The organism is Streptomyces sp. NPDC041129 (assembly GCF_055592265.1).
This window is the reverse complement of the sequence record NZ_JBVIYV010000001.1, coordinates 602675-626462: the sequence shown is the minus strand read 5'-3', so window position 1 is coordinate 626462 and position 23788 is coordinate 602675. Positions and strand designations below refer to the sequence as shown.

The following is a 23788-nucleotide window of genomic DNA, read 5'->3' as shown; positions in this document are numbered from 1 at the left end:
TGCTCAGCCCTGCTGCTTCAGGAGCTGGTCGCAGGCCTTGACAGCGTTGTCGAGAGCCGCCTCGGGACTCTCCTTGCCCTGCAGAGCCTTGGCGACCTCGTTGCGCAGCGCGGTCTTCATCTGCTCGCTGAACAGCACCGGCGTGTAGTTGACGGCGTTCTTCAGCGACTTGGCGGCGGCGACCCGCACCCGGGTCTCGTCGGTGCCGTCCTCCTCGGTGAAGTACGGATCGTCCAGGGAGCCGGCGGTGCTCGGGAAGATGGCGACCTTCTTGGCGAAGGACATCTGGTTGCGCGCGTCGGTGACGAAGTGCGCGAAGGCGACCGCTGCCGGGGTGTGCTCGGTACGGGAGTTGACCATCACGCCCATCACGTACATGTTGGCGTGCCCGGTGCTGGTGACCTGGTCGGTGATCCCGATGTTCCGGTAGAGGCCGGGCGCCTGTTTCTTGAAGTTGCCGAGGTCCAGGGCGCTGCCGGGGTTCATGGCGACGGCCTGGGTGAGGAACTTCTTCCCGGAGGACTCCGGGGTGGCGGTCAGCGCCTGCGGGTCGAGCGCCTTGGCGTCGTAGAGCCGCTTGTACTCGGCGAGGAGTTCGACCCCCTTGGCGTCGTCGAAGGCGAAGCCGGTCCCCTCCTTGTTCATCAGCGGCACGCCGTAGCGGCCGAAGTCCTCGATGGTGGGGACGTTGGCGAGCGTGGCGACCTTGCCGCCGGTCTTCTCGGCGATCCGCCGCGCGTCGGTGAAGAGGTCGTCGTACGTCTTCGGCGGTGCGCTGGGGTCGAGTCCGGCCTTCCTGAACAGGGCCTTGTTGTAGAAGAGCGGACCGGTGTTCAGGTACCAGGGGAATGCATACGTCCCGCCGAGGCCCGGCACCTGGTGCCCGGCCCAGGCCCCGGGCAGGTACTCGGACCTGTACTCGCCCGCGGACTTGTCGAGGTCGAGGGCGAGACCGGCCTTGGCGAGCGGGGCGACCAGGTCCGGGGAGACGTTGACGACGTCGGGCAGGGTGCCGCCGGCGGCGTCGGCGCTGATCTTGTCGGCGTAGCCCTCGGCGGGTTGGTCGATCCACTTCACACGGGTGCCGGGGTGCTTCTTCTCGAAGTCCGCGATCAGCCCCTCGAAGTACGGCTTGAAGTTGGCGCGCAGGTTCCAGGTCTGGAAGGTGATGTCGCCCTCGACCTTGCCCGAGGCGTCGGTTGAGCCGCCCTCGTCCCCGCCCGAGCCGCAGGCACTCAGCGGCAGGAGAAGGGCGACGGTGGCGGCGGCGAAGGTTCTGCGGGAGATGCGCACGGCGGCTGGGCTCCTTTGCAGGGGGAAGTGGCAGAAGGTGCCGGGCCAGACTGTGCACAGCGTTTGTGGGACGCGTCAATGGATTCGACCCCGCTAAAGTCATTAGTGGCTCAAATTCCCTGCTCAGGGCGGTGCTTACACCCTATTGCCGCGGATCACTAATGCGCTTTAGGGTAAGTGGACTCAAGCGCATTAGCGGTTGGCCGGTGCCGGGCCGCCGAGGGAAGGGGCACAGCGTTGCCGGAGAAGCGATCACCCGCGCGCCGGCCGACGATGAAGGACATCGCGCGCCGCGCCGGAGTCTCCGAGAGCGCGGTCTCGTTCGCCCTCAACGGCCGCCCCGGGGTCTCGGAGAACACCCGCGCCCGGGTCCGCCGGGTCGCCGAGCAACTGGGCTGGCGTCCCAGCACGGCGGCCCGCGCCCTCTCCGGCGAGGGGGTGGCCACGGTCGGTTTCGTACTGGCCCGGCCCGCGGACACGCTGGGGGTCGACTCCTTCTTCCTGCAACTCGTCTCCGGCATCCAGGAGGTGCTGGCCGAGCGTCACCTGGGCCTGCTCTTCCAGATGGCCCCGGACGTGGCCGACGAGTGCGCGGTGTACCGGCGCTGGTGGGCGGAGCACCGGGTGGACGGCGTCCTGGTGGCCGACCCGCGGGCCGAGGACCCGCGCCCCGGCCTCCTGGACGAACTCGGCCTGCCCGCCGTGGTCATCGGCGGCGCGCCGGACGTACGGCACCCCGGTCTCTCCACGGTCTGGGCGGACGACGCCGGCGCGATGGCGTCGGTGGTGGACGAGCTGGCGGCACTGGGGCACCGCCGGATCGTGCACATCGCGGGGCTGCCAGGCCTGGCGCACACCCAGCGCCGGATCGCGACCCTGCGGGCGGAGGCGGAGCGCCGCGGTCTCACCGGGGTCCGCTCGGTGACCACCGACTACTCCGACACGCAGGGCGCCGCGGTGACCCGCCGGGTCCTCGGCGGGTCACCGCCCCCGACCGCGCTGATCTACGACAACGACGTGATGGCGGTGGCGGGTCTGGCCGCGGCGGCCGAACTGGGCTTCCGTGTCCCGCGGGACGTGTCGGTGGTGTCGTGGGAGGACTCGGCCCTGTGCCGCATGGTGACGCCGCGGCTGTCCGCCCTGTCCCGCGACAGCGCCGAGTTCGGCCGGACCGCGGCGCGGGAGCTGATGGCGCTGCTGGACGGCGAGCCTGCGCGGTCGGTGGGGGTGCCGGTGCCCCGGCTGACGGGACGCGGCAGCACGGGGGCGGCGTCCGCCTCCTGAAGTCAGCGGGTGCCGTGCACCCCCGGCAACGGCGGCGGGCCGGTGACGCCCATGACGAGGGAGTAGAGCGTGGTGTCGGCGGCGATGAACAGCCGGTTCCTCTTGGCGCCTCCGAAGCGGATGTTGGCGACGATGCCGGGGACCAGCAGGCGGCCGAGGAGTGTGCCGTCCGGGTCGTAGCAGTGCACTCCGCCGTCCATCGCGGCGGCCCAGAGCCGGCCTCCGTCGTCGAAGCGGATGTTGTCGAACCTGCCGGCCTTGCACTCGGTGAAGACCCGGTCGGAGGTGAGGGTGCCGTCGTCCTGTACGTCGAAGACCCGGATGTGGCCGGCCCTGCTGTCCGAGACGTAGAGCCGGCTCTCGTCGAGGGAGAAGACCAGGCCGTTGGGACCGCCGAATCCGTCGGCGACCAGCCGGACCTCTCCGGTGCCCGGGTCCACCCGGTAGACGTTGGTGGCGCCGATCTCGCTCTCGGCGCGGTGGCCCTCGTAGTCGCTGGTGATCCCGAAGTCGGGGTCGGAGAACCAGATCGAGCCGTCGGACCGTACGGCCGCGTCGTTCGGGCTGTTCAGCCGCTTGCCCTCGAACCGGTCCGCGATGACGGTGATCGAGCCGTCGTGCTCGGTGCGGGTCACCCGGCGGTTGCCCTGCTCACAGGTGATCAGGCGGCCCTCGTTGTCCAGGGTGTTGCCGTTGGGGTGACCGGCGGGCGAGCGGAAGACGCCGACCCGCCCGGTGGTCTCGTCCCAGCGCAGCATGCGGTCGTTGGGGATGTCGCTCCACACCACGTACCGCCCGGCCGGGACGTACAGCGGGCCCTCGGCCCAGCGGCAGCCCTCGTGGAGGACCTCCAGCCGCGAGTCGCCCACGTGGCACTTGCCGGTGCGGAAGCGGTCGTCAAGGATCTCGTACAACTGCGGTCGCTCGTCCGGCATGTCGCCAACCCCCACTGTGGTTCCGAATTTGATACAGCGGAGCCTCACTATGCAGAATGTCATTCGGTTCATCAACCGTATTGCCGAAGGAGATGCGTTGGACGACACAGACCGGCGGTTGCTCGTCCTCCTGCAGGAGGACGCGTCGAGGTCGTACGCGGCGCTCGGGGAGGCGGTCGGACTGTCCGCCGGGGCGACCCATGAACGGGTCCGCAAACTGCGCGAGCGGGGAGTCATCCGGCGTACCACCGTGGAGGTGGACCCCGCGGCGGTGGGACGGGGCGTGCTCGCCTTCGTCACCGTCACGTCGACACGGTGGATGGGAGAGAGCGGCGACGCGTTCGCCGCGATCCCGGAGATCCAGGAGGCCCATGTCATCGCGGGCAGCGCTTCGGTATTCGTCAAGGTCAGGACCACGACGACGGAGCAGCTCCAGGACGTGCTCCGCCGCGTCTACGCGATCCCCGGCGTGAGCGGCACCCAGGCCACCGTCGCCCTGGAGACCTTCTTCGAGCGGCCGGTCGTGCCATAGCCGCTCACCGGCCGCCAGGGCGAGGCCCCTTCCGGCCTCTCGACGCGCCGCGTCCGAGCGTGCACAGTTCTCCCTGCGCGCAGATTCATACCGACGAGTAGCCAGGGAGTGCCCGTGACCAGCTGGGCCGGCCGGACCGCCGCCGACATCGCCGCGGCCGTACGCGAGAAGGACGTCACGCCGCGGCAGGTGGTGGCGGAGCACCTCGCGCGGATCGAGCGCCTCGACGGCCGGATCGGGGCCTTCCGCGCCGTGCGGGCCGAGGCGGCGCTCGCGGAGGCGGACGAGGTGGGGGCGCGGTCCGATCTGGCCGGGCTGCCGCTCGCGGGGGTGCCGGTCGCGGTGAAGGACAACCTGGCGGTGCGTGGCGAGTCCCACCGCAACGGCTCCGCCGCCACGTCGGACGAACCGGCCGCCGAGGACCATGTGACGGTGGCCCGGCTGCGGGCGGCCGGCGCCGTGGTCGTGGGCCTGACGAACGTGCCCGAGCTGTGTGTCTTCGGCACGACGGAGGGCGTCCACGGCACCGCGCGCAACCCCTGGGACCTCTCCCGCACGGCGGGCGGCTCCTCCGGCGGCAGCGCGGCGGCGGTGGCCGCGGGCCTGGTGCCGCTGGCACTCGGCAACGACGGCATGGGCTCGCTGCGCATCCCGGCGGCCAACTGCGGACTGGTCACGCTGAAGGCGGGGCACGGGGTGGTGCCGGCCGGGATCGGCAACGGCGACTGGTTCGGCATGTCGGAGAACGGCCCGCTGGCCACCACGGTCGGGGATCTGCGGCTGATGCTGTCGGTCCTCGCGGACGACGGGTTCGCGGGGCCCGCGCAGCGGACGCCGCTCGGCATCGCCGTCGCCCTGCGCAGCCCGCTCGCCGGGGTGAGCGTGAGCAGGCCGTACACGACCGCGGTCCGGGAGGCGGCCGGGGCGCTGGCCGGGGCCGGACACCGGGTCCGGCGCGCGGAGCCGCCCTACCCGCTCTCCCTCGGCGTGACCTCGCTGCGGCACTGGACGGCGGGTACGGCGGTGGACGCGGAGGGCCTGGACCCGGCGCTGCTGGCCCGGCGGACCCGGGTGCACGCGGCCGTGGGCCGCCGCTTCGTCCGGTCGGTCCGCTCCGGGGTCCAGCGTGAACGCCTGCGCGCCCGGCTGACCCCGTTCCTCACCGAGCACGACGTGCTGCTGACCCCGGCCCTCGCCCGCCGCTCCCCCGCGGCCGCCCCCTGGCACGAGCGCGGCTGGCTGCGCAACATCCTGGCCAACACCGCCTACTCGCCCTTCACCCCGCCGTGGAACCTGACCGGCTGGCCGGCGATGTCGGTCCCCTTCGGCAGCCTGCCCTCGGGCGCCCCCTGCGCCGTACAGCTCGTGGCGCAGCCGGGCCGTGAGGCGGATCTGCTGGCGCTGGCGGAGGAGTTGGAGACGCTGCGCCCGTGGTCCCGGACGGCACCGCTGCCGGACTCGGCGGACGGGGTCTGATCGAGCCGCACGGAGCGCGGGGCGGCGCCGGCTTCTCGGATCGGGTATGGGCGTGAGCCTGTCACGCCCATACCTGCGGTGACCTGGGTGATCGGGCCCGGCGGTCAGTCCACGCTGGGCAGGATGTGGGGTTCGGCGAGGTCTTCCTCGTACCCTGCGAGGCGGATGGGGGCGGACCGGGCCCACACGTCGAGGCTGCCCAGTTCTCCGTGCCGCCGGCCGGCGCGCTCGCCGCGTTCCTTGGGGCGTTCGTCGAGATTCGTCTTCTCCGGTGTCACCGCGCACTCCTTATGTGTCGGGCTCACCCTCGGGGCATACCGCACAGCTGCGCTCCGGCACTCGTGCCCGCTCGGGTCTGGATGGAAGGCCAGTTCGGACGCGGTGGCGCCGGTGCGGACGATGGGTGTGGGTGGGACCCGGTACTGCTGTCCGCGCCCTCCAGATTAACCAAATGAGCGGACAGCCGCTCGATAGGGAGTGCAAACAAGGTGTAACTATCGGGAGTCGTCCGACCCCCCAATGCCTCTCAATATGCAGCTATTTGCCACAAAGCGCATCACTCGATGACCCAAACGAATCACCCACTCGGGCTATCAGGCGAACATGCCTTCGAGGCCGAGTGGGTGATTCGGTCGCCGAGCGCGTGGGCTCACCACTTGCCGGGCGCGTAGTCCTTCATGAAGACGCCGTACAGGTCCTCGCCCGCCTCACCGCGCACGATCGGGTCGTATACACGGGCCGCGCCGTCGACCAGGTCGAGGGGCGCGTGGAAGCCGGCCTCGGCCAGCCGCAGCTTCTCGTAGTGCGGACGCTCGTCGGTGATCCAGCCGGTGTCGACGGCGGTCATGAGGATGCCGTCCGTGTCGAACATCTCCTGGGCGCTGGTCCGCGTCACCATGTTCATGGCCGCCTTCGCGGCGTTGGTGTTCGGGTGCCCGGCGCCCTTGTAGCCGCGGCTGAAGACGCCCTCCATCGCGGAGACGTTGACGACGTAGGCACGCCCGCGGCCCGCCCGGCGCGCCGCCTCGGCCATGGCCGGGCGCAGCTTGCTGATGAGGATGAACGGTGCCGTGTAGTTGCAGAGCTGGGTCTCCAGCAGCTCCACAGGGGAGATCTGCTCGATGGTCTGCACCCAGGTGTTGGTGTCGACCACGTCGGGGACGAGGCCGCCCGCGTCGATGGCGGTGCCGTCGAGGTGCCGGGCGACGCTGGCGTTGCCCGCGACGAGGGCGAGGTCCGCGACCTTCTGCGCGTCCAGGCCGCTGGTGCCGACGGGCAGGGCGGCTATGCCGTCGACGGCGCCGGAGTTGAAGGCGCCGATGACGTGGTGGGAGGGCAGTTCACCGGCGGGCAGCGGCGCGCTCTCGCCGTCCACCAGGGCGGCGTAGGCGGTGGGCAGCCGGCGCACGGTCTGCGTGGCGTTGTTGATCAGGATGTCGAGCGGGCCCGCCTCGGCGACCTGCTCGGCCAGGGCCACGGCCTGCGCCGGGTCGCGCAGGTCGATGCCGACGACCTCCAGCCGGTGCAGCCAGTCCGCCGAGTCCTCCATCGCCTTGAAGCGGCGGATGGCGTCCTTGGGGAAGCGGGTGGTGACGGTCGTGTGCGCGCCGTCCCGCAGCAGCCGGAGCGCGATGTACATGCCGATCTTGGCGCGGCCGCCGGTGAGCAGGGCGCGCTTGCCGGTGAGGTCGGCGCGGGCGTCCCGCCTGGCCCGGTTCTCGTCGGCGCACTTCTGGCAGAGCTGGTGGTAGAAGTAGTCGACCTCGACGTACCGCTGCTTGCAGACGTAGCAGGAGCGGGGGCGCTGGAGGATGCCCGCGATCCGGCCCTCGTCGGTCTTGGAGGAGGGCAGGATCCCCTCGGTCTCGTCGTCGATGCGCTCGGCGGAGCCGGTGGCGGTGGCCTCGGTGACCGCGCGGTCGTGCGCGGTCTTGGCGGCGCGGCGCTCCTGGCGGCGGCGCTGCTTGACCGTGCGGTAGATGTGCGAGGTGGCCCGGCGCACCGTGATCGCGTCGGGGTGGTCGACGTCGAGCCCGTCGAGCTCCTCGAGCACGCTCAGGCAGACGGCCAGCCGCTCGGGGTCGATACCGGGTCCGTGGACCACCTCTTCCATGGATGCGTCCGTGGGGACGGCCATGGCTGCCTCCATGGACACGGAACCGTCCTCTGTCACCGTCATCGCGCTGCCGCTTCCCTGATCACCCGCGCAGCGCTCCGACTCGCGCCCGCTTTCGAACGGGGAATTTTACGTAGCCGCACACCTTACGGCCAAACCGCTCCCCCGGCCCCCGCCCTCGCCCGCCGCCCCACCCCGCTGAGCTGCGACAACGCCGTCTCGCCATTCCCGCGGCCGCGCCCCGTGCCGCCGCGGAGGCGCGCCGGGGCGAGGGCCGGCCGCACGGCCGGTGCGGATCCGAAGCCCGGGCGCCGAACCCGGGACCCGGCCGGAGGCCGGTCCTCAGGCGTCGCACACCGCGAGCAGGTCCTGCACCTCCTCCGACACCGCGCGGGCGAACACGTCCAGGTCCGGGACGGCCTCGGCATCGGCCACCAGGCCGTAGTGCACGTGCCCCCGGTACGTCGAGATCGCGACCGCCAGCGACTGCCCGGGCGCGAGCGGGGCCAGCGGATACACCTCCGTCAGCTCGTGACCGCCCAGCCGCAGCCCGAGCCCCGGCAGCGGCACGCTGGTGACCAGGATGTCGAACCACAGCCGCGCGGCCTGGCCGACCAGCGGGCCGCCGAGCCGGTGACCGAGGGCCGGTACGTGGTCGGCGAGCAGCGCGACCGCGCCGGCGCCCCGGTTCGGCCCCGCGTCCTTGTTGCGGACCATCGCCGTGCGGACGGTGTCGAGCCGGCGCAGCGGATCGGGGTCGTCGACCGGAAGCCGTATCAGGTACCCGGAGAGCCGGTTGCCCTGTGGGTGCGCGGTGCGCGGGCGGCGCCGGGAGACCGGGATGAGGGCGCGCGGCGCCACCCCCTCGGTGTCCTCGCCGCGCGCGTCCAGCCAGCGGCGCAGCGCACCGGCGACGACGGCGATGAGCACGTCGTTGACGGTGCCGCCGGCGCTCTTGCGGACCCGGTGCACGTCGTCGATGTCCAGGACGACCCCGGCCGTGCGGCGGGTGCCGCTGGGCGCCGAGGTCAGCGCGGACGAGGGGCGCATGCCGAGGGTCGACCGGGCGAGCGAGGCGCCGATGTCCAGGGCCCGGCCCACGTCGGACAGCGCGCCCCTGACCAGTCCGGGCATCATGCCGGGCAGTCGGCGCACGTCGGACAGGACGTCGGAGAGCGGGCCGCGCGGCGGCTCGACGGCCCGCGGGGCACGCTCGGGCAGGTCGAGCGGGTCGAGCACACCGGCGGCCAGCTTCAGCGCGCGCAGCCCGTCGGCGAGGGCGTGGTGGAACTTGAACAGCACGGCGAAGGAGACGCCGTCCTCGCCGGGCAGCACATGTGCCTCCCACGGCGGGCGGTCGCGCTCCAGCGGCCGTTCCATCAGCCGGCCCGCGACCGCGTGGAAGTCGGCCGTCGGCGCGTGCAGGCGCACGTGGTCCAGCGGGTCGAAGTCCGGGGTGGGTTCACGGGTGGCGCCGCCGAACGCGAGCGGCTGCCAGGTGTCCCGGATGCGCATGCGCAGGCCGGGCACGGCGGCGGCGCGGGCGGCCAGCAGGTCGGCCGCGTGCGCGCCCGCGGTGGGCGAGTGCGTGGCGAACACACCGAGCGCGCCCAGGTGCATCGGGTGCCGTTCGGACTCGATGTTCCAGAAGGCCAGATCGAGGGGAGCGAGCGGGTCGGAGGTCAAGGCTTGCCTCGCACGTCGACGACGGGGTGAACCAGCAGTCAATCCCCGTGAGGCGATTACGGTCAAGTACGACCGCGCTACGGACAGTTAACGGCAGATTAAGTCCCACCCCGCTGAGAGGAGCGGGACACACGAGAGGGCCAAGGTCGGCCCGGGTCACCTCAGGACGGGGGGCGCGGCCGTTGGCGCCGTACCCCACTCCGACGGGCGCGGGCCGACCGTGAAGGCGAGCGTGCGCAGGGAGCGCAGCGCATCCGTGCGCAGATAGGTCCGCGCGTGCGGTGTCCCGTCCGTGCGGACGCCCTGGATGTAGCGCTCGGCGGCCGAGGTGCCGGGGGCGGTCACGGTGAGCCGCCCGCCGGGCCAGTAGCGGCGGTCCAGGGTGAGGTCGACCCGGTCGAACACCGGGGTGGACAGTCCCCAGGTGTCGTAGCCGGGCTGGATCGGGAAGAGCCCGATGGAGGACAGGACGTTCCAGGCGGACATGGTGCCCAGGTCGTCGTTGCCGGTCATACCGGTGGGCCCGTCGGTGAACAGGGTCAGCGCCGCGTGCACCACGTCGGTGGTCTTCCACGGCTGGCCGGTGGACAGGTACGTGTAGGGCGCGATGAGGTCGGGCTCGTTCATCGGGTTGTACTTGTCGGCGTTGTAGTAGGCGTACGCGTCGCCGTGCACCCACACCTCGCGGGCGGTGCGCCCGGGGTCGGCCAGCAGCCGGTCGTAGGCGAAGAAGGCGTCCAGGCGGTCGTTGGCCGCGCGTTCGCCGCCGATCAGGCCGACCACGCCGGGCAGGTCGTGCGGGACCAGCCACTGGTACTGCCAGGCGGTGCCCTCGTGGAAGCCGGGGGCGCGGGCCGGGTCGAGCGTGCCGGTGAAGGCGCCGGAGGCGTCGCGGGGGCGGAAGAAGCCGGTCGCGGGGTCGAAGACGGTGCGGTAGTTCCGGGCGCGGGCCGCGTAGCGGGCGGCGTCCTCCCGGTGTCCGAGGCCGCGGGCCATCTGGGCGAGCACGGCGTCGGCGAGGGCGTACTCCAGGGTGACGGAGGCGCCGTGGTGGTAGTCGGAGTCGCCCATCTTGGCGAGCGGTCGGTTCCAGACGTAGGGCGCGAAGCCGTGCGCGATGTACTCGGCGTTGGCCTCCCGGCCGATGCCGGGATAGCCGGCGGGCGGCACGCCGTCGGCGTTCTTCCTGAGCGCCCGGTAGGCCCGCTCCTCGAAGCCCTTGAGCAGGCCCATCTGGTACGCGGTGGTCAGGAACGGGGTGACCGGGTCGCCGCTCATGACGTTCGTCTCCACCGGTCCGTAGCCCCACTTGGGCAGCCAGCCGCCGTCCTCGTCCACCTGCACCACCGACCGGGCCATGTCGCGGGCCTCACGGGGCGCGAGCAGGGCGAGGAGCTGGGCCTGGGTGCGGTAGGTGTCCCACAGGGACCAGTTCTGGTAGTAGGTGAAGCCCCGTGCGCGGTGGACGCGGCGGTCCCAGCCGAGGTAGCGGCCGTCGGCGTCGCCGCCGACGTTCGGAGCGAGGAACGAGCGGTAGAGCGAGGAGTAGAAGGTGCGGCGCAGCACCGGGGCGCCACCCTGGACGCGGACGGTGGCGAGCCGCCGCTCCCACTCCTCACGGGCCCGGTGCCGCACGGCGTCGAAGGACCGGCCGCCCTCGGCCCGCAGGTTGGCGGCGGCTCCGTCCGCGTCGACGTACGACAGGGCGGTGGTCGCCTCGACGGTACGGTTCCGCGTGGTGTCGAAGCGGACGTAGGCGCCGCCGCGGCCGGTGCGCGCCCCGCCGGTGACCGTCGGTCCGTCCCAGGTTCCGTAGGCGGTGAACGGGCGGCTGAAGCGGGTGATGGTGTGGACGGTGTACGGGCCGGTGTCCCGGCAGAATCCGTGGCCGGTGATCTCCGTGCGCACGGTGCGGTCGTCGAGGATCTCGACCTTGCTGCCGCCCGGCCGGTGCAACGCCTGGGCGGCGTTCAGCAGGACGTTGGCCCGGCCGGTGGCGGGGAACGTGTAGCGCTGCACCCCGGTGCGCGCGGTCGCGGTGAGTTCGGCGCGGATGCCGGAGTCGAGGCCGACGCGGTAGTAGCCGGGGCTCGCCTCCTCGTCCGCGTGCCGGAACCCCGCGGCGTACTTGGTGTAGTCCGTCTGTGTGACGTCGCCGGTGGTGGGCAGCACGGGCAGGTCGCCGCCGATCCGGCAGCCGACGCCGGACAGGTGGACCAGCGAGAAGCCGCGGACACGGTTCTGCGTGTAGTCGTAGCCGGTGTTGTGCCCGGTGTCCGGGGAGAGCTGCACCATGCCGAAGGGCACGGCCGCGCCGGGGAAGGTGTTGCCCTCGTCCTGGGTCCCGATGAAGGGGTTGACCAGGTCGGTGAGGTGGCCGTCGGTCCGCTCGGCGGCGCGTGCGGCGGGGGTGGCGATCAGCGTGGAGGCTGCCATCACCCCGGCCAGGCACAGCCGTGTGCGCCGGGTCCCTCTCATGTCGGATGACCTCCGAAGGTTCGACATCGTTGCCTGCATCGTGGCGGGCGAACGAGGCGAACCCGGGCATTACGGAGGGATGACGCCGAACGCGTCGCGGGGAGGGATCGTCTGACGGGGTGTCGGTCAGTCCACCCGCTGCCCCTTGCCCAGGGCGATCACGCCGCCCTTGGAGACGGTGTACAGCTCCGCGTCCCGTTCGGGGTTGACACCGATCGTCGCGCCGGGCGGGACCTCGACGTTCTTGTCGAGGACGGCGCCGCGCACCACCGCGCCCCGGCCGATGCGCACGTTGTCGTGCAGCACCGAGCCCTGGACGACCGCTCCCGGGTCGACACGCACCCCCGGCGACAGCACGGAGCGGGTGACCTGGCCGCGGATCAGGCAGCCGGCGCTGATGATGGACTCGCTCGCGATGCCGCCCGCGTTGAAGCGCGCCGGGGAGAGCTGGCCCGCGTGGGTGTAGACGGGCCACTGGCGGTTGTACAGGTTGAAGGCCGGGCGCTCGGCTATCAGGTCCATGTGCGCCTCGTAGTAGGCGTCGAGGGTGCCGACGTCCCGCCAGTAGCCCTGGTCCCTCGAGGTCTCGCCGGGGACGTGGTTCTCGCTGAAGTCGTAGAGCTGCGCCTCGCCACGGGCGGTGAGCTGGGGCAGGATCGAGCCGCCCATGTCGTGCACGGACTGGCCGTCCTCGGCGTCCCGCTGCAGCGCCTCGATGAGGGCCTTGGTGGTGAAGACGTAGTTGCCCATCGAGGCGAAGACGCACTCGGGGTCGTCCGCGAGGCCGGGAGGATCGGCCGGCTTCTCCAGGAAGCGCTGCACGGTACGGCCGTCCGAGCCGGGCGTGATCACCCCGAAGGAGGAGGACTCCGAGCGCGGCACCCGGATGCCGGCCACGGTCACGCCGGCGCCGCCCTCGATGTGCTGGCGGAGCATCTGCCGCGGGTCCATCCGGTAGACGTGGTCGGCGCCGAACACGGCCACGTACTCGGGCTGTTCGTCGTACACGAGGTTCAGCGACTGCAGGATCGCGTCGGCGCTGCCCAGGTACCAGCGCGGGCCGAGGCGCTGCTGGGCGGGGACCGGCGTGACGTAGTTGCCGAGCAGGCTGGACATCCGCCAGGTGGTGGTGATGTGCCGGTCCAGCGAGTGCGACTTGTACTGGGTCAGCACGCAGATGCGCAGCACGTCGGCGTTGACGAGGTTGGACAGGACGAAGTCGACGAGCCGGTACGTGCCGCCGAAGGTGACCGCCGGTTTGGCGCGGTCGGCGGTGAGCGGCATCAGGCGTTTGCCCTCCCCGCCCGCCAGCACGATCCCGAGTACCGAAGGCCCTCCACGCCGCATGACGGCTCCCCTCACCCTGGTTCCACCATGGATGCCCCGAGCGGGCCGGACTAAGCCTGCTTGAGGACCTCCTCGTAGAGTCCGGCGGTCCGCCTGGCCACCGCGTCCCAGCCGAACTCGCCCACGGCGCGCAGCCGTCCGGCCTCTCCCATCCGGCCGGCGGCCTCCGGGTCGCCGAGTACGGTGTCCAGTGCCCGGGCGAGGTTCGCCTCGAAGTCGTCGTCCACGTCGACCAGCAGACCGGTCCGGCCGTCGTCCACCACCTCCGGGATGCCGCCGACCCTGGAGGCCACGACCGGCGTTCCGCAGGCCATCGCCTCCAGGTTGACGATGCCGAGCGGTTCGTACACCGAGGGGCAGACGAACACCGCCGCCCGCGTGAGGAGCTGGATCACCTCAGGGCGGGGCAGCATCTGCGGGATCCAGAGCACGCCCGCACGGACCCGGCTCAGCTCCTCGTACAGCTCGCGGAACTCCCGATCGATCTCCGGTGTGTCGGGCGCGCCCGCGCACAGCACCACCTGGGTGCCGGGGTGGATGTCCCGTACCGCGCGCAGCAGATGGGGCACGCCCTTCTGGCGGGTGATCCGGCCGACGAACAGGACGTACGGGCGGGTGGGGTCGACGCCGTGCCTGAGCAGGGCGTCGATGCCGTGGTCCGGACGGTACAGGGCGGTGTCGATGCCGTTGTGCACGACGTGCACCCGGGCCGGGTCGAGCGCCGGGTAGCAGGCGAGGATGTCCTCGCGCATGGCCCCGGACACGGCGATCACCGCGTCGGCGGCCTCGATCGCGGTGCGCTCGGTCCAGCTCGACAGCGCGTACCCGCCCCCCAGTTGCTCGGCCTTCCAGGGGCGCAGGGGCTCCAGCGAGTGGGCGGTGACCACGTGCGGGACGCCGTACTGGAGCTTGGCGAGGTGCCCGGCGAGATTGGCGTACCAGGTGTGCGAGTGGACGAGTTCGCGGCCCTCGAGGGCGGCGGCGATGGAGAGGTCCACGGAGAAGGTGCGCAGCGCGTCGTTGGAGCCGTCGAGGGCGGACCAGGGGCGGTGCCGTAAGACGCCCACGCCTCGGCCCTCGCCCCAGCAGTGCACCTCGAGGTCCACCAGCGAGGCCAGTTCGCGGGAGAGGAACTCCACATGGACCCCCGCGCCGCCGTACACGTCCGGGGGGTACTCCCGCGTCAGCAGTCCCACTCGCACCTGACAACCCCCTGGTCTCGTCCGTACGTTGACTTCATGGTCACCCAGATACGGCGCGCGGGGAAGAGCGCGGCGGCCGGGTGAAGCAGCAGTCCCCGCAGACTCCCCCGCCGGGCACCCGGTAGTACAGGCAGCAGCTCCGGCGGCGGAAGGCCGTCGCCGTGCGGGTGCCGGTGCCCCGCAGCAGGGGATGGGTGAAGAGCTCGTCCGTGAGGGCGCGGGCCCGCGCCGCCACGTCGGTACGGCCGCCCGCGCGGGCCCAGCGGTCCAGTTCCCGTGCCGCGCCGGCGAGCGCCGAGCCGGCGTTGCCCCGCAGCAGTCCGGGCGCGACCCCGTAACGGGCCCTCAGGGCCACCCCTAGGGGTTCCAGATGGCCGTGCAGCACGGTGTCCGCGAGCGTGGCCGCGTCCCCGGGCAGCGGGCGCACCTCGGTCAGCCACAGGTCGTCGGGGGCGGTGGCGACGGGGTCCCAGCGCAGCAACCGCGGGTCGAGGCCGGGCAGCCGGCCGTACAGCGCGGCGCAGGCCAGGGCCACGGACCACAGCCGGGCGGCGAGGCCCTGCTGGCTGATGGAGGCCGAAACCCGCGGCTCAGCGGCGCGCAGCCTGCCGGCGACGGTCGCGACCCGCAGGGCCAGCGCGTCGCGTTGAACCTCCGGCGGCGCCGGCGCGTACGTCTCCGCGAGGGTGGCGAGGTCTCCCGGTGCCGGCCCGGCCGGGTCCGCGCGGGTGCGCAGGACGAAGAAGCCGCCCAGCGGGCGGAGCGCGGCGAGATCGGCGTCGAGGTCCACGGACAGCACTACTACCAGTCCCGTACGCCGCCCCGGAGCCCGGGTCCGGCCCCCGTTCACACCCGCCTTGGGGATGATCGGGGCGGTGGTGTACTCCATCGGCAGTAGGACCCATTGCGTGCTCAGGTACGACGACGGGAACGGGCCTTGGCGGGCAGAGTGTTCGCCATGACCGCCGACCGTACGCCGCGCCGGGCCCCGGGGGCCCGCCCCGCGCGAAGGAGCCGCAGATGAGCGCCCTCGCGCTGTCCGTGCTGCTGTCGTTCGTCTCCGCCGTCGCGTACGCGGGCGGAGCCATCGTGCAGGAGCAGGTCGCGGTGTCGTGCCCCGACAGGTCGTACATGCCGCTGCGCCGGGCCGGCTGGTGGGCGGCGCTGGCGCTGAACGGACTAGGCGGCCTGCTGCACGTCGTGGCACTGGCCTGCGGCCCGCTCAGTCTGGTGCAGCCGCTGGGCGCGCTGACCATCGTCTTCGCCCTGCCCATGGCGGCGCTATTCGTCGGCCGCCGGGCCGGGGCGGCCGCATGGCGGGGCGCGGTCATGGCCACGGTGGGCCTCGCGGGCCTGCTGTCCCTGGTCGGCTCGGCCGACGCGCAGTCCCTCGACTCGGCCCAGCGGGTGGCCGTCGCGCTGGTCACCGGCGGGGCGGTCGTGGCGCTGACGTGCGCGGGACTGGCCGTGCACCGGCACCCCGCCGTGCGCAGCGTGCTGCTCGCCACCGCCTCGGGCACGGCGTTCGGCATGGCGTCGGTGTTCACCAAGACCGTCGCGGTCGACTGGAGCGACGGCATCGACCCCGGCGATCTGCCCTCCCTCGCGGTGATCGGCGCGTTCGCGACCGCCGGGGTGCTGCTGTCCCAGGCCTCCTACCGGGGCGGCGGCCTCGCCGCGCCGCTGGCCACGGCCACCGTGGTGAATCCGGTTTTGGCCGCCGCGGTCGGCATCCTGATGTTCGGCGAGACGTTCCGCCACGGCAGCACCGGCACCGTGCTGGCGCTGGGCTGCGCGGTGGTGGCCGCGGGTGGCCTGATCCTGCTCACCACCGAGCGGCTGGAGCACACCCCGGCCTCCGCCGGCGCCGGACCGGCGGAGACGGGCCCGGACGACGAGGGCCTGACACGGGCACGGCTGACACCGGAGGGCTCGGCACAGGCGGGCCCGGCTCAGGTGGACTCCGCTCGGGCGGGTCTGCCGGAGGGCGGCTTGACGCCGGCCGCCCTGGCGGACGTACGGGTGCCCGAGTGCCCCGTCTACGACGACACGCCGTACGTCCCGCTGTGCGCGAACATCTACGCCCCGCTGCCCGTCCTGAACGCGTACCGCTCGCGGGTCAGATCCTGACGCCGCCGGCCCGGAGATAGGCGATCGGGTCGACGTCGGAGCCGAAGCCGGGCCCGGTCCGCACCTCGAAGTGCAGATGCGGGCCCGTGACGTTCCCGGTGGACCCGGACCGGCCGAGGCGCTGGCCCGTAGCGACGCTCTGCCCGGCCCGCACGGAGATCGCCGACAGATGGGCGTACTGGGTGTAGTGCCCGCCCGCGTGCCGGATCACCACCTGGTAGCCGTAGGAGCCGCCCCACCCCGCGGACACCACCTGCCCGGCCCCCGCCGCCTCCACGCTGGTGCCGGTCGGCACCAGGAAGTCGACGCCGGTGTGGTAGCCCTTCGACCAGTGCGACCCGGCCACGTGGTAGCCGGTGCCGATGCCGGCGTGCACCGGGGCGACGAGCGAGTGTCCGCCGGCCGGCGCCGGATGCCGGGAGGTCTTCTTCTCCGCGTGACCGGACCCGGCCGGGTGTTCCCGCTGCCCGGCGGACTTCTTCTCCGCGGGTCTCTTCCGCGAAGGTTCCTTCTTCTTCGGGGACTTGGACTCGGACTTCGGTGTGGCGCCGGTGTGCGGGCGTGTGTCGGACGCCGGTGAGGCGGTGGCGCCCAGGCCGAGCCGCTGTCCAGGAACGATCAGGTCGGGGTCGGAGCCGATGACGGCCCGGTTGCCCTCGTAGAGCTGCCGCCAGCCGCCCCGGACGTGGTGCTCGCCCGCGATGCCGGACAGGGTGTCGCCCCGCACCACCGTGTACATCTCGGCCCGGCCCGCGCGGGACTGCGGTGTCGTCTGCGGCTTCACGTCCCGGACGCCCCGGACATCCCGCGTGTCCCGCGTGTCCCGCGTCGGGCCGGTCTTCGCCGGGCGCCTCGCCGCACCGTCCGTGTGCACGTCCGGGGCCGCGCCGCCCTGGTTCAGCCCGGCCCGTTCCGAGCACGCCGGCCAGGCGCCGGGCCCCTGGCCGTCGAGGACGTGTTCGGCGACGGCGATCTGCTGGTCCCGGGTGGCGAGGTCGGCGCGCGGCGCGTACCGGGCGCCGCCGTAGGCCTCCCAGGTGGACTGGGTGAACTGCAGCCCGCCGTAGTAGCCGTTACCGGTGTTGATGTGCCAGTTCCCGCTGGACTCGCAGGCGGCGACCTTGTTCCAGGTGGCCGCGTCGGCCGCGTCGGCGGCACCCGCGGCGACCAGCGGGATCGCGAGTCCGGCACCTCCCGCCGTGACGGTGAGTGAGGCGCGGTTGATCCTGTTCGGCTGGTACCGGCGATGCCGGCCGCGTACGGCCATGTCCGAATTCCCCTCGGCATGCGTCAGGAGCGGCAAAAGTAAGCGCCGCGAACAGGCCATGACAAGACGGGAAATCGGCCTCCTGTCCGCCCCAAGTGGCCGGGAACGGACCCTCCTTGACGACATCGGCGGCCGCGGTGAGCCGACCGCCGCGTTCCGTGCGTAAACAAGCGTGGCGGGTCGGATGTGCGCTCGCCGTAGCGGCACGTCAGGATGGGCGAGGGTCCGCACGGCGGAGCCGTAGTCACGAGGCAGCTAGGGAGCAGGCGGAATGAGCACTTCAGCGCAGATCGGCGTCACCGGGCTCGCGGTCATGGGCCGCAATCTCGCCCGGAACTTCGCGCGCAACGGCTACACGGTCGCCGTGCACAACCGTACGGCGTCGCGGACGCACGCGCTGGTGGAGGAGTTCGGGGACGAGGGCGACTTCATCGCGGCCGAGACCGCCAAGGAGTTCGTGGCGGCGCTGGAGCGCCCGCGCCGGCTGGTCGTGATGGTCAAGGCCGGTGGGCCGACGGACGCGGTGATCGAGGAGTTCGCGCCGCTGCTGGAGCCCGGTGACATGATCATCGACGGTGGCAACGCGCACTTCGCGGACACCCGCCGCCGCGAGAAGGCGCTGCGCGAGCAGGGCATCCACTTCGTGGGCATGGGCGTCTCCGGCGGTGAGGAGGGAGCGCTGCACGGGCCGAGCATCATGCCGGGCGGCCCGAAGGAGTCCTACGACTCGCTGGGCCCCATGCTGGAGAAGATCTCCGCGAAGGCGAAGGACGGGGCGCCCTGTGTGACGCACGTGGGCCCCGACGGCGCCGGTCACTTCGTGAAGATGGTGCACAACGGCATCGAGTACGCCGACATGCAGCTCATCGGCGAGGCCTACCAGCTCCTGCGCGATGTCGCCGGGTACTCCCCCGCGCAGATCGCGGAGATCTTCCGCACCTGGAACACCGGGCGCCTGGACTCCTACCTGATCGAGATCACGGCCGAGGTGCTGTCCCACGTCGACGCGGCCACCGGCAAGCCGTTCGTGGACGTGGTCGTGGACCAGGCCGAGCAGAAGGGCACCGGCCGCTGGACGGTGCAGATCGCGCTGGACCTGGGTGTGCCGGTGTCGGGCATCGCCGAGGCGGTGTTCGCCCGGTCCCTGTCGGGTCACGCGGCGCTGCGCGAGGCGTCCCAGGGTCTGGCCGGACCGAAGCCGTCGCCGCTCGGCGAGGCGGAGGCCGCCGCCTTCGCGGACCGGGTGGAGCAGGCGCTGTACGCGTCCAAGATCGTGTCGTACACGCAGGGCTTCCACGAGATCGCGGCGGGCAGCGAGGAGTACGACTGGGACATCGACCTCGGCGCGGTCTCGGCGATCTGGCGCGGCGGCTGCATCATCCGCGCGGCCTTCCTCGACCGCATCCGCGCCGCGTACGACGCCCGGCCGGACCTGCCCAGCCTGCTGTCGGACGAGACGTTCGCGCAGGAGATCGCCGCCGCGCAGGACGACTGGCGCGAGGTGATCATCGCGGCCACCCGCCAGGGCGTTCCGACGCCGGGCTTCGCTGCGGCGCTCGCCTACTACGACGCGCTGCGCGCCGAGCGCCTGCCGGCCGCCCTTACGCAGGGCCAGCGGGACTTCTTCGGGGCGCACACCTACCGGCGGGTCGACCAGGACGGGTCGTTCCACACGTTGTGGGGCGGGGACCGGTCGGAGGTCGGCGCATAGCGCTGCGCGCCCGTGGGGCGGCGCCCACGGGCGCGCCGTCCCCCGCCCCGTCTTCGCGCCCCTGGTACGCCCCTCTCAGGTCCTGATTCGCGCAGTCCCCTGAGTTCTTTCAGGTCCCGGCCGTCAGGGGCGGGCCGGGTTCCGGGCTCGGCGTCGGCTCGGGGCCCGGAGGGATCGGGGACGGTGAGGGCTCCGGCGGGCCGGGGGCCGGGGGCGCCGGAGGCGGTGTGGGCTCGGGTCCCGGGCCCGGCGGCGTCGGCTCGGGCCCCGGTGCGGGGGGCGGGACCGGGCTCGGGTAGGGATCCGGCGGGGTGGGACCCGGACCCGGGGTCGGGCCGGGGGGTACGGGGTCGGGGTGCGGGCTCGTCATGGATGGCCTCCGGCGGTCGCTGTACGTCGTCGCCTCTTGACTACTCCCCCGCCTACCCGAGGGCCGCTCGGCCACTCACCCGACGGCGGCACGGAACGCGCCCAGGTGGAGGCGCGAGGCATGGTCCCGCGCTCACGGCTGCCGCAGCACCACTGCGGAGCCGCTGCCCCGGCACCGCTGCTTACTCATGCGAAGCCGCTGCCCGGCACGGCTGCGTGCTCGGCGGTCCGGTGGCAGCCGGTCCCGCACCGCCGTCGCGACGACAGCCGCTGTCCTGGCCGAGCCCCCGTGCTCAGCGGTCACGCGGCACGGCACCGGTAGCCGCTGCCCGCCCGGCCCTGCGCTCAGCGCTCGCGCACCACCGCCGCAGCCGCGACAGCCGCGGCCCCGGCGGCCAGTCCCGGACGGGGGCTGGACAGCACCGGAACCGCCGCCGAGGTGAGGCGCTGGGCCGGGGCCATGGAGGCCTGGGCGAGGACGATCACATCGGTGCCGGTGACCGCGTCCGCGGCGGCCGCGACCCGCTGTACGTACGCCTCGGTGGCTCCTGCCGTGAAGTGGTCCCAGGCTCCGTCGACCAGCACGGTGCGGACCGAGACGGGGCGGCCGGCCCGGAACGCCTCCTCCTCGACGAGCTCGGCGGTGGGGCCGAGGGTGCTGCGCAGGGCGGCGAGGACGGTGACACGCGGGCCCGCTGCCACGGCGGCGGCCGCCATGGGCCGGTCGACCCGCAGCACCGGCACGCCGGCCGCGGCCGCCCGGGCCTCCGCGACGCCACCGATGGTGGAGCAGGTGCACAGCACCGCCCGTGCCCCGGCGCCCACGGCGCGGCCGAGGGCCTGGCCCACGTCGCCGCCGACCGCCTCGGGGCCGTCGCGCCGGGCCCGCTCCAGCAGCTCCTCGTCGACGAAGTGGCGCAGCTCCAGGCCCGGGTGATCGGTGTCGCGGAGGACGTCGAAGACCGGGATGTGCACGGGTGAGGTGTGCAGTAGCGCGAGCATCGTGGAATCAGAGCCTGCGTGGTCCGGTCCGCCGGCCTCAGAAGCGGCCGGGGTGGGCCCGCAGCCAGTCCTTGGCGGCCGCGAGCAGTTCCGGGTCGGCCGGCGGGGCGGCCTCGGGGTGGCGTTCGGCCCACTTCACGACGTACGGGCACAGCGGGGCGACGGGGACGCCCTCGCGCTCGGCGACGGCGTACAGCTCGCGGGCCAGGGAGCCGGCGATGCCTTTGCCCTCGTGGTCCGGCTCGACGATGGTGTGGACCGGGACCAGGGCGCGCGCGGGCGACTCGAGGACGAAGTACTCGACGTGACCGACGACTTCGCCGTCGCCGACGGCCTCCAGGCGGCCAGCGGCCCGGTCGTCGCGGATCTCGATGTCAGTCATGGGCACGCACGCTCCTGGTCGTCGTCCCCGGTCAGGCCGGAACGGCCTGCGGGCTGCGCTGCTGGTCCGAGCCGGGCACCGGCGCGGACGGGTCGGCGCCGAGCTCGACGATCCGGTTGTCGCCGTCCACGTGCACCACCCGCGGCTTCAGTGCCCGCGCCTCGGCGTCGGTGACCTGAGCGTAGCTGATGATGATCACCAGATCCCCGGGATGCACGAGGTGGGCGGCCGCCCCGTTGATCCCGACGACCCCGGACCCGCGCTCCCCCTCGATGACGTACGTCTCCAGGCGGGCGCCGTTGGTGATGTCCACGATGTGCACGAGCTCGCCCGGCAGCAGATCGGCGGCGTCCAGCAGGTCCGCGTCGATGGTCACGGATCCCACGTAGTGCAGGTCGGCCTGGGTGACGGTGGCGCGGTGGATCTTGGACTTGAACATGGTGCGAAGCATTCAGCACTCCCGGGAATTCGCTCCCTGCCCGCTTTTTGCGGGTCAAGGGCTGTCCTCTCAGCCTACAACGGCTCGCCCTCCGGCCAACGCCCACCATTCATCAAGAGATTCATGCTGACCGCTTGCTGAGTCGACTGACGGTTCGCCAGGCAGATGCTGGAGAGTCTGCATGAGCCATCAACCTCACCAGCGACCGACGCGTGACCAGACTACGGTCGGCCCCCACAGCCGCATCGAGATTCCCGTCACATCTCGGCTGGAAAGGGAAACGCTCGCCCGGCAGCCGGCGCCGCTGCGCCGCAGCAGCACCTTCTCCGGGCTCCGAGTGGAGACCATGCCTCCGCAGGAGCGCCCGGGCCTCGGTGGCTCCGCCGGCGCAGCTCGCTCTCAACCGTGTTCAACCCGAGCGACCCGCACCCCGTCCCGGTCGGCATCCAGAACGTGTACGGCATGGTGTCGCTCGTGTTCTGGCCATGATGATCATCGTGACGGTCACCTATGTGCTGCTGGCGGTGCGCGCCGACAACGACGGCGAGGGCGGCATCATGGCGCTGATCACCCTTGTACGGCGGTCGGTGGGGCTCGCAGCGTGGCCGGCGGCATCGCCACCTCCTACATCACCGCGGACGCCGCCGAGTACTTCGGGCTCCCCCGTGAGCGCGCGGTCATCATGGGCTCGCACATCGAGGTGTAGGCACGCTGATCGCCGTCCGCAGCCCCCGGGCGGGTCGGTCGGGAGGGAGGGAAGACCGGCCCGCCCGGGCGACCAGGGTCCGCGTGTGGCTTACAGACCCACGTCGCGGCGGCGGATGTCCTCCAGCGATTCCCGGCGCACGAGCAAGCGGGCATGTCCGTCTCGTACGGCGACGACGGGCGGGCGGCCCACCAGGTTGTAGCCGGAGGCCATGGACAGGTGGTAGGCGCCGGCCACGGGCACTGCGAGCAGGTCGCCGGGGCGTACGTCGGCCGACAGGTCCACGTCGGCGGCGAGGCCGTCGCCGGCCTCGCAGTGCCGGCCCACCACGGTCACCCGGGCTTGGGCCGTGGCGCCGCGCCGGCCGGTCAGCCGGGGCGCGTACCGGACGCCGTACAGGGCCGGGCGCGGGTTGTCGCTCATGCCGCCGTCCACGGCCACGAACACGTGCTCGCCCGTGTGCTTCACGGAGAGGACGCGGTACAGGACGATGCCCGCAGGGCCCACTATCGCCCGTCCCGGCTCGATGATCAGGCGGGGTACGGGGAGTCCGGCCGTGGCGCACGCGTCCTTGAGCTCGGCGCGGACCTTGCGGGCCAGTGCGGTGAGGTCCAGGGCGTCCTCGCCCGGGCGGTAGGCGATGCCGTGCCCGCCGCCCAGGTCGAGTTCGGGCAGGACCAGGCCGTGCTGCTCGTGCAGGCGGGTCATCAGTCCGACCAGGCGGCGCACGGCGACCAGATACGGCTTGACGCTGGTGATCTGTGAGCCAAGGTGGCAGTGCAGGCCGGTGAGTTCGAGCTGCGGCTGGTCGAGTATGCGGGCGATGGCGTGCGCCGCGTAGCCGTCGGCGATGGACAGGCCGAACTTCTGGTCGCCGGTGCCGGTGCGGATCTTGTCGTGGCCGCCCGCGCTGATGCTCGGGACGACCCGGACCATCACCTTCTGATGCCCGTCGGGGCCGACGGCGGCGGCCAGCCGTGCGATTTCCGAGGGGCTGTCGATGACGATGCGGCCGACCCCCAGGCGGAGAGCGGTGTCCAGGTCACGGGGTGACTTGGCGTTGCCGTGCAGCACGATCCGCTCGGGCGGGAAGCCGGTGGTGACGGCGAGTTCGAGTTCGCCGGCAGAGCAGACGTCGAGGCCGAGGCCCTCCTCGTCCATCCTGTGGGCCATGGCCCGGCACAGGAACGCCTTGGCCGCGTAGAGGACTTCGGCTTCCGGGAAGGCGTCGTTTAGGTGCGGCAGCGGTCGCGGACCTCTGCCTCGTCCAGGACGTAGACGGGGGTGCCGAAGCGGTCGGCGAGCTCGGCGAGCGGCACTCCGCCCACAGCCAGTTCGCCGGGCCGGGGTTCGGTGGTGGAGGCCGGCCACACCGACAGGTCGGCGGCCGTGACAGCGGGAGCGGCGACGGGAGCCGTGGTCATCGTGTCCTT

General features: G+C 72.6%; 18 protein-coding genes and 2 pseudogenes. 6 read left to right on the top strand and 14 right to left on the bottom strand.

Features of this window, described 5'->3' with window-relative positions:
• Positions 1–3 precede the first annotated feature (3 nt).
• The gene (locus ACZ6B1_RS02725; RefSeq protein WP_468774287.1) at positions 4–1293 is read right to left on the bottom strand and encodes an ABC transporter substrate-binding protein; all 1290 of its coding nucleotides are present in this window, start codon (positions 1291–1293) and stop codon (positions 4–6) included.
• 237 nt (positions 1294–1530) lie between these two features.
• On the opposite strand from ACZ6B1_RS02725, the gene ACZ6B1_RS02720 reads away from it, so the two are divergent.
• The gene (locus ACZ6B1_RS02720; protein ID WP_468774285.1) at positions 1531–2577 is read left to right on the top strand and encodes a LacI family DNA-binding transcriptional regulator; all 1047 of its coding nucleotides are present in this window, start codon (positions 1531–1533) and stop codon (positions 2575–2577) included.
• A gap of 2 nt (positions 2578–2579) precedes the next feature.
• Here ACZ6B1_RS02720 and ACZ6B1_RS02715 read toward each other — a convergent pair whose 3' ends face one another.
• The gene (locus ACZ6B1_RS02715) at positions 2580–3512 is read right to left on the bottom strand and encodes an SMP-30/gluconolactonase/LRE family protein (protein ID WP_468774283.1); all 933 of its coding nucleotides are present in this window, start codon (positions 3510–3512) and stop codon (positions 2580–2582) included.
• 97 nt (positions 3513–3609) lie between these two features.
• On the opposite strand from ACZ6B1_RS02715, the gene ACZ6B1_RS02710 reads away from it, so the two are divergent.
• Positions 3610–4044, top strand: coding sequence for an Lrp/AsnC family transcriptional regulator (locus ACZ6B1_RS02710; RefSeq protein ID WP_468774281.1), 435 nt, complete (start codon positions 3610–3612; stop codon positions 4042–4044).
• Positions 4045–4158: 114 nt separating this feature from the next.
• Positions 4159–5520 carry an amidase gene (locus ACZ6B1_RS02705; RefSeq protein WP_468774279.1) on the top strand — a complete coding sequence of 454 codons (1362 nt, stop codon included), beginning with the start codon at positions 4159–4161 and terminating at the stop codon, positions 5518–5520.
• Between the two features lie 104 nt (positions 5521–5624).
• On the opposite strand, the gene ACZ6B1_RS02700 is transcribed toward ACZ6B1_RS02705, so the two are convergent.
• From ACZ6B1_RS02700 to ACZ6B1_RS02670, 7 genes are all read right to left on the bottom strand, one after another.
• Entirely contained in the window at positions 5625–5798 is a 174-nt protein-coding gene (locus ACZ6B1_RS02700) for a hypothetical protein (RefSeq protein ID WP_358937041.1), read from the bottom strand.
• Between the two features lie 371 nt (positions 5799–6169).
• Entirely contained in the window at positions 6170–7699 is a 1530-nt protein-coding gene (locus ACZ6B1_RS02695) for an SDR family NAD(P)-dependent oxidoreductase (RefSeq protein WP_468774277.1), read from the bottom strand.
• Between the two features lie 279 nt (positions 7700–7978).
• Positions 7979–9322, bottom strand: coding sequence for a wax ester/triacylglycerol synthase family O-acyltransferase (locus tag ACZ6B1_RS02690; RefSeq protein WP_468774275.1), 1344 nt, complete (start codon positions 9320–9322; stop codon positions 7979–7981).
• Positions 9323–9478: 156 nt separating this feature from the next.
• Positions 9479–11800, bottom strand: coding sequence for a GH92 family glycosyl hydrolase (locus ACZ6B1_RS02685; RefSeq protein WP_468774273.1), 2322 nt, complete (start codon positions 11798–11800; stop codon positions 9479–9481).
• 126 nt (positions 11801–11926) lie between these two features.
• Positions 11927–13147 carry a glucose-1-phosphate adenylyltransferase gene (gene glgC, locus ACZ6B1_RS02680; RefSeq protein WP_468774272.1) on the bottom strand — a complete coding sequence of 407 codons (1221 nt, stop codon included), beginning with the start codon at positions 13145–13147 and terminating at the stop codon, positions 11927–11929.
• Between the two features lie 50 nt (positions 13148–13197).
• Positions 13198–14343, bottom strand: a complete 1146-nt coding sequence (gene glgA, locus ACZ6B1_RS02675; protein ID WP_468774270.1) for a glycogen synthase — start codon at positions 14341–14343, stop codon at positions 13198–13200.
• A 46-nt stretch (positions 14344–14389) separates the two neighbouring features.
• A complete protein-coding gene (locus ACZ6B1_RS02670) occupies positions 14390–15139 on the bottom strand; it encodes a (2Fe-2S)-binding protein (RefSeq protein ID WP_468776002.1) in 750 nt (249 codons plus the stop codon).
• A gap of 230 nt (positions 15140–15369) precedes the next feature.
• Here ACZ6B1_RS02670 and ACZ6B1_RS02665 point away from each other — a divergent pair, with 230 nt between their 5' ends.
• The gene (locus ACZ6B1_RS02665) at positions 15370–16479 is read left to right on the top strand and encodes a DMT family transporter (protein ID WP_468774268.1); all 1110 of its coding nucleotides are present in this window, start codon (positions 15370–15372) and stop codon (positions 16477–16479) included.
• On the opposite strand, the gene ACZ6B1_RS02660 is transcribed toward ACZ6B1_RS02665, so the two are convergent.
• Positions 16469–17746: a transglycosylase family protein gene (locus ACZ6B1_RS02660; protein WP_468774266.1), complete on the bottom strand. Its 1278-nt coding sequence runs from the start codon at positions 17744–17746 to the stop codon at positions 16469–16471. The genes ACZ6B1_RS02665 and ACZ6B1_RS02660 overlap by 11 nt on opposite strands.
• Positions 17747–18017: 271 nt before the next feature.
• Here ACZ6B1_RS02660 and gndA point away from each other — a divergent pair, with 271 nt between their 5' ends.
• Positions 18018–19457 carry an NADP-dependent phosphogluconate dehydrogenase gene (gndA, locus tag ACZ6B1_RS02655; RefSeq protein ID WP_468774264.1) on the top strand — a complete coding sequence of 480 codons (1440 nt, stop codon included), beginning with the start codon at positions 18018–18020 and terminating at the stop codon, positions 19455–19457.
• A gap of 714 nt (positions 19458–20171) precedes the next feature.
• Here the strand turns inward: gndA and ACZ6B1_RS02650 are convergent.
• From ACZ6B1_RS02650 to panD, 3 genes are read right to left on the bottom strand one after another with little or no spacing between them, the layout of a single operon-like run.
• Positions 20172–20828: an aspartate/glutamate racemase family protein gene (locus ACZ6B1_RS02650; RefSeq protein ID WP_468774262.1), complete on the bottom strand. Its 657-nt coding sequence runs from the start codon at positions 20826–20828 to the stop codon at positions 20172–20174.
• A gap of 37 nt (positions 20829–20865) precedes the next feature.
• Entirely contained in the window at positions 20866–21210 is a 345-nt protein-coding gene (locus tag ACZ6B1_RS02645) for a GNAT family N-acetyltransferase (RefSeq protein ID WP_468774260.1), read from the bottom strand.
• A 31-nt stretch (positions 21211–21241) separates the two neighbouring features.
• On the bottom strand, positions 21242–21661 hold the full coding sequence (gene panD, locus ACZ6B1_RS02640; protein ID WP_468774258.1) for an aspartate 1-decarboxylase: 420 nt from the start codon (positions 21659–21661) through the stop codon (positions 21242–21244).
• Between the two features lie 473 nt (positions 21662–22134).
• Here panD and ACZ6B1_RS02635 point away from each other — a divergent pair.
• Positions 22135–22188 (top strand): annotated as a pseudogene (locus ACZ6B1_RS02635) (hypothetical protein); the annotation flags it as partial.
• A gap of 257 nt (positions 22189–22445) precedes the next feature.
• On the opposite strand, the pseudogene lysA reads toward ACZ6B1_RS02635, so the two are convergent.
• Positions 22446–23779: pseudogene (gene lysA, locus ACZ6B1_RS02630) on the bottom strand (diaminopimelate decarboxylase).
• Between the last annotated feature and the right edge of the window lie 9 nt (positions 23780–23788).

Excerpts from the sequence above, each read along its gene's own strand:
- ACZ6B1_RS02715 (WP_468774283.1), bottom strand. The coding sequence starts at position 3,512 with ATGCCGGACGAGCGACCGCAGTTGTACGAGATCCTTGACGACCGCTTC.
- ACZ6B1_RS02695 (WP_468774277.1), bottom strand. The coding sequence starts at position 7,699 with ATGACGGTGACAGAGGACGGTTCCGTGTCCATGGAGGCAGCCATGGCC.
- ACZ6B1_RS02685 (WP_468774273.1), bottom strand. The coding sequence starts at position 11,800 with ATGAGAGGGACCCGGCGCACACGGCTGTGCCTGGCCGGGGTGATGGCA.
- glgC (WP_468774272.1), bottom strand. The coding sequence starts at position 13,147 with ATGCGGCGTGGAGGGCCTTCGGTACTCGGGATCGTGCTGGCGGGCGGG.
- ACZ6B1_RS02665 (WP_468774268.1), top strand. The coding sequence starts at position 15,370 with ATGAGCGCCCTCGCGCTGTCCGTGCTGCTGTCGTTCGTCTCCGCCGTC.
- ACZ6B1_RS02660 (WP_468774266.1), bottom strand. The coding sequence starts at position 17,746 with ATGGCCGTACGCGGCCGGCATCGCCGGTACCAGCCGAACAGGATCAAC.
- gndA (WP_468774264.1), top strand. The coding sequence starts at position 18,018 with ATGAGCACTTCAGCGCAGATCGGCGTCACCGGGCTCGCGGTCATGGGC.
- ACZ6B1_RS02650 (WP_468774262.1), bottom strand. The coding sequence starts at position 20,828 with ATGCTCGCGCTACTGCACACCTCACCCGTGCACATCCCGGTCTTCGAC.
- ACZ6B1_RS02645 (WP_468774260.1), bottom strand. The coding sequence starts at position 21,210 with ATGACTGACATCGAGATCCGCGACGACCGGGCCGCTGGCCGCCTGGAG.
- panD (WP_468774258.1), bottom strand. The coding sequence starts at position 21,661 with ATGCTTCGCACCATGTTCAAGTCCAAGATCCACCGCGCCACCGTCACC.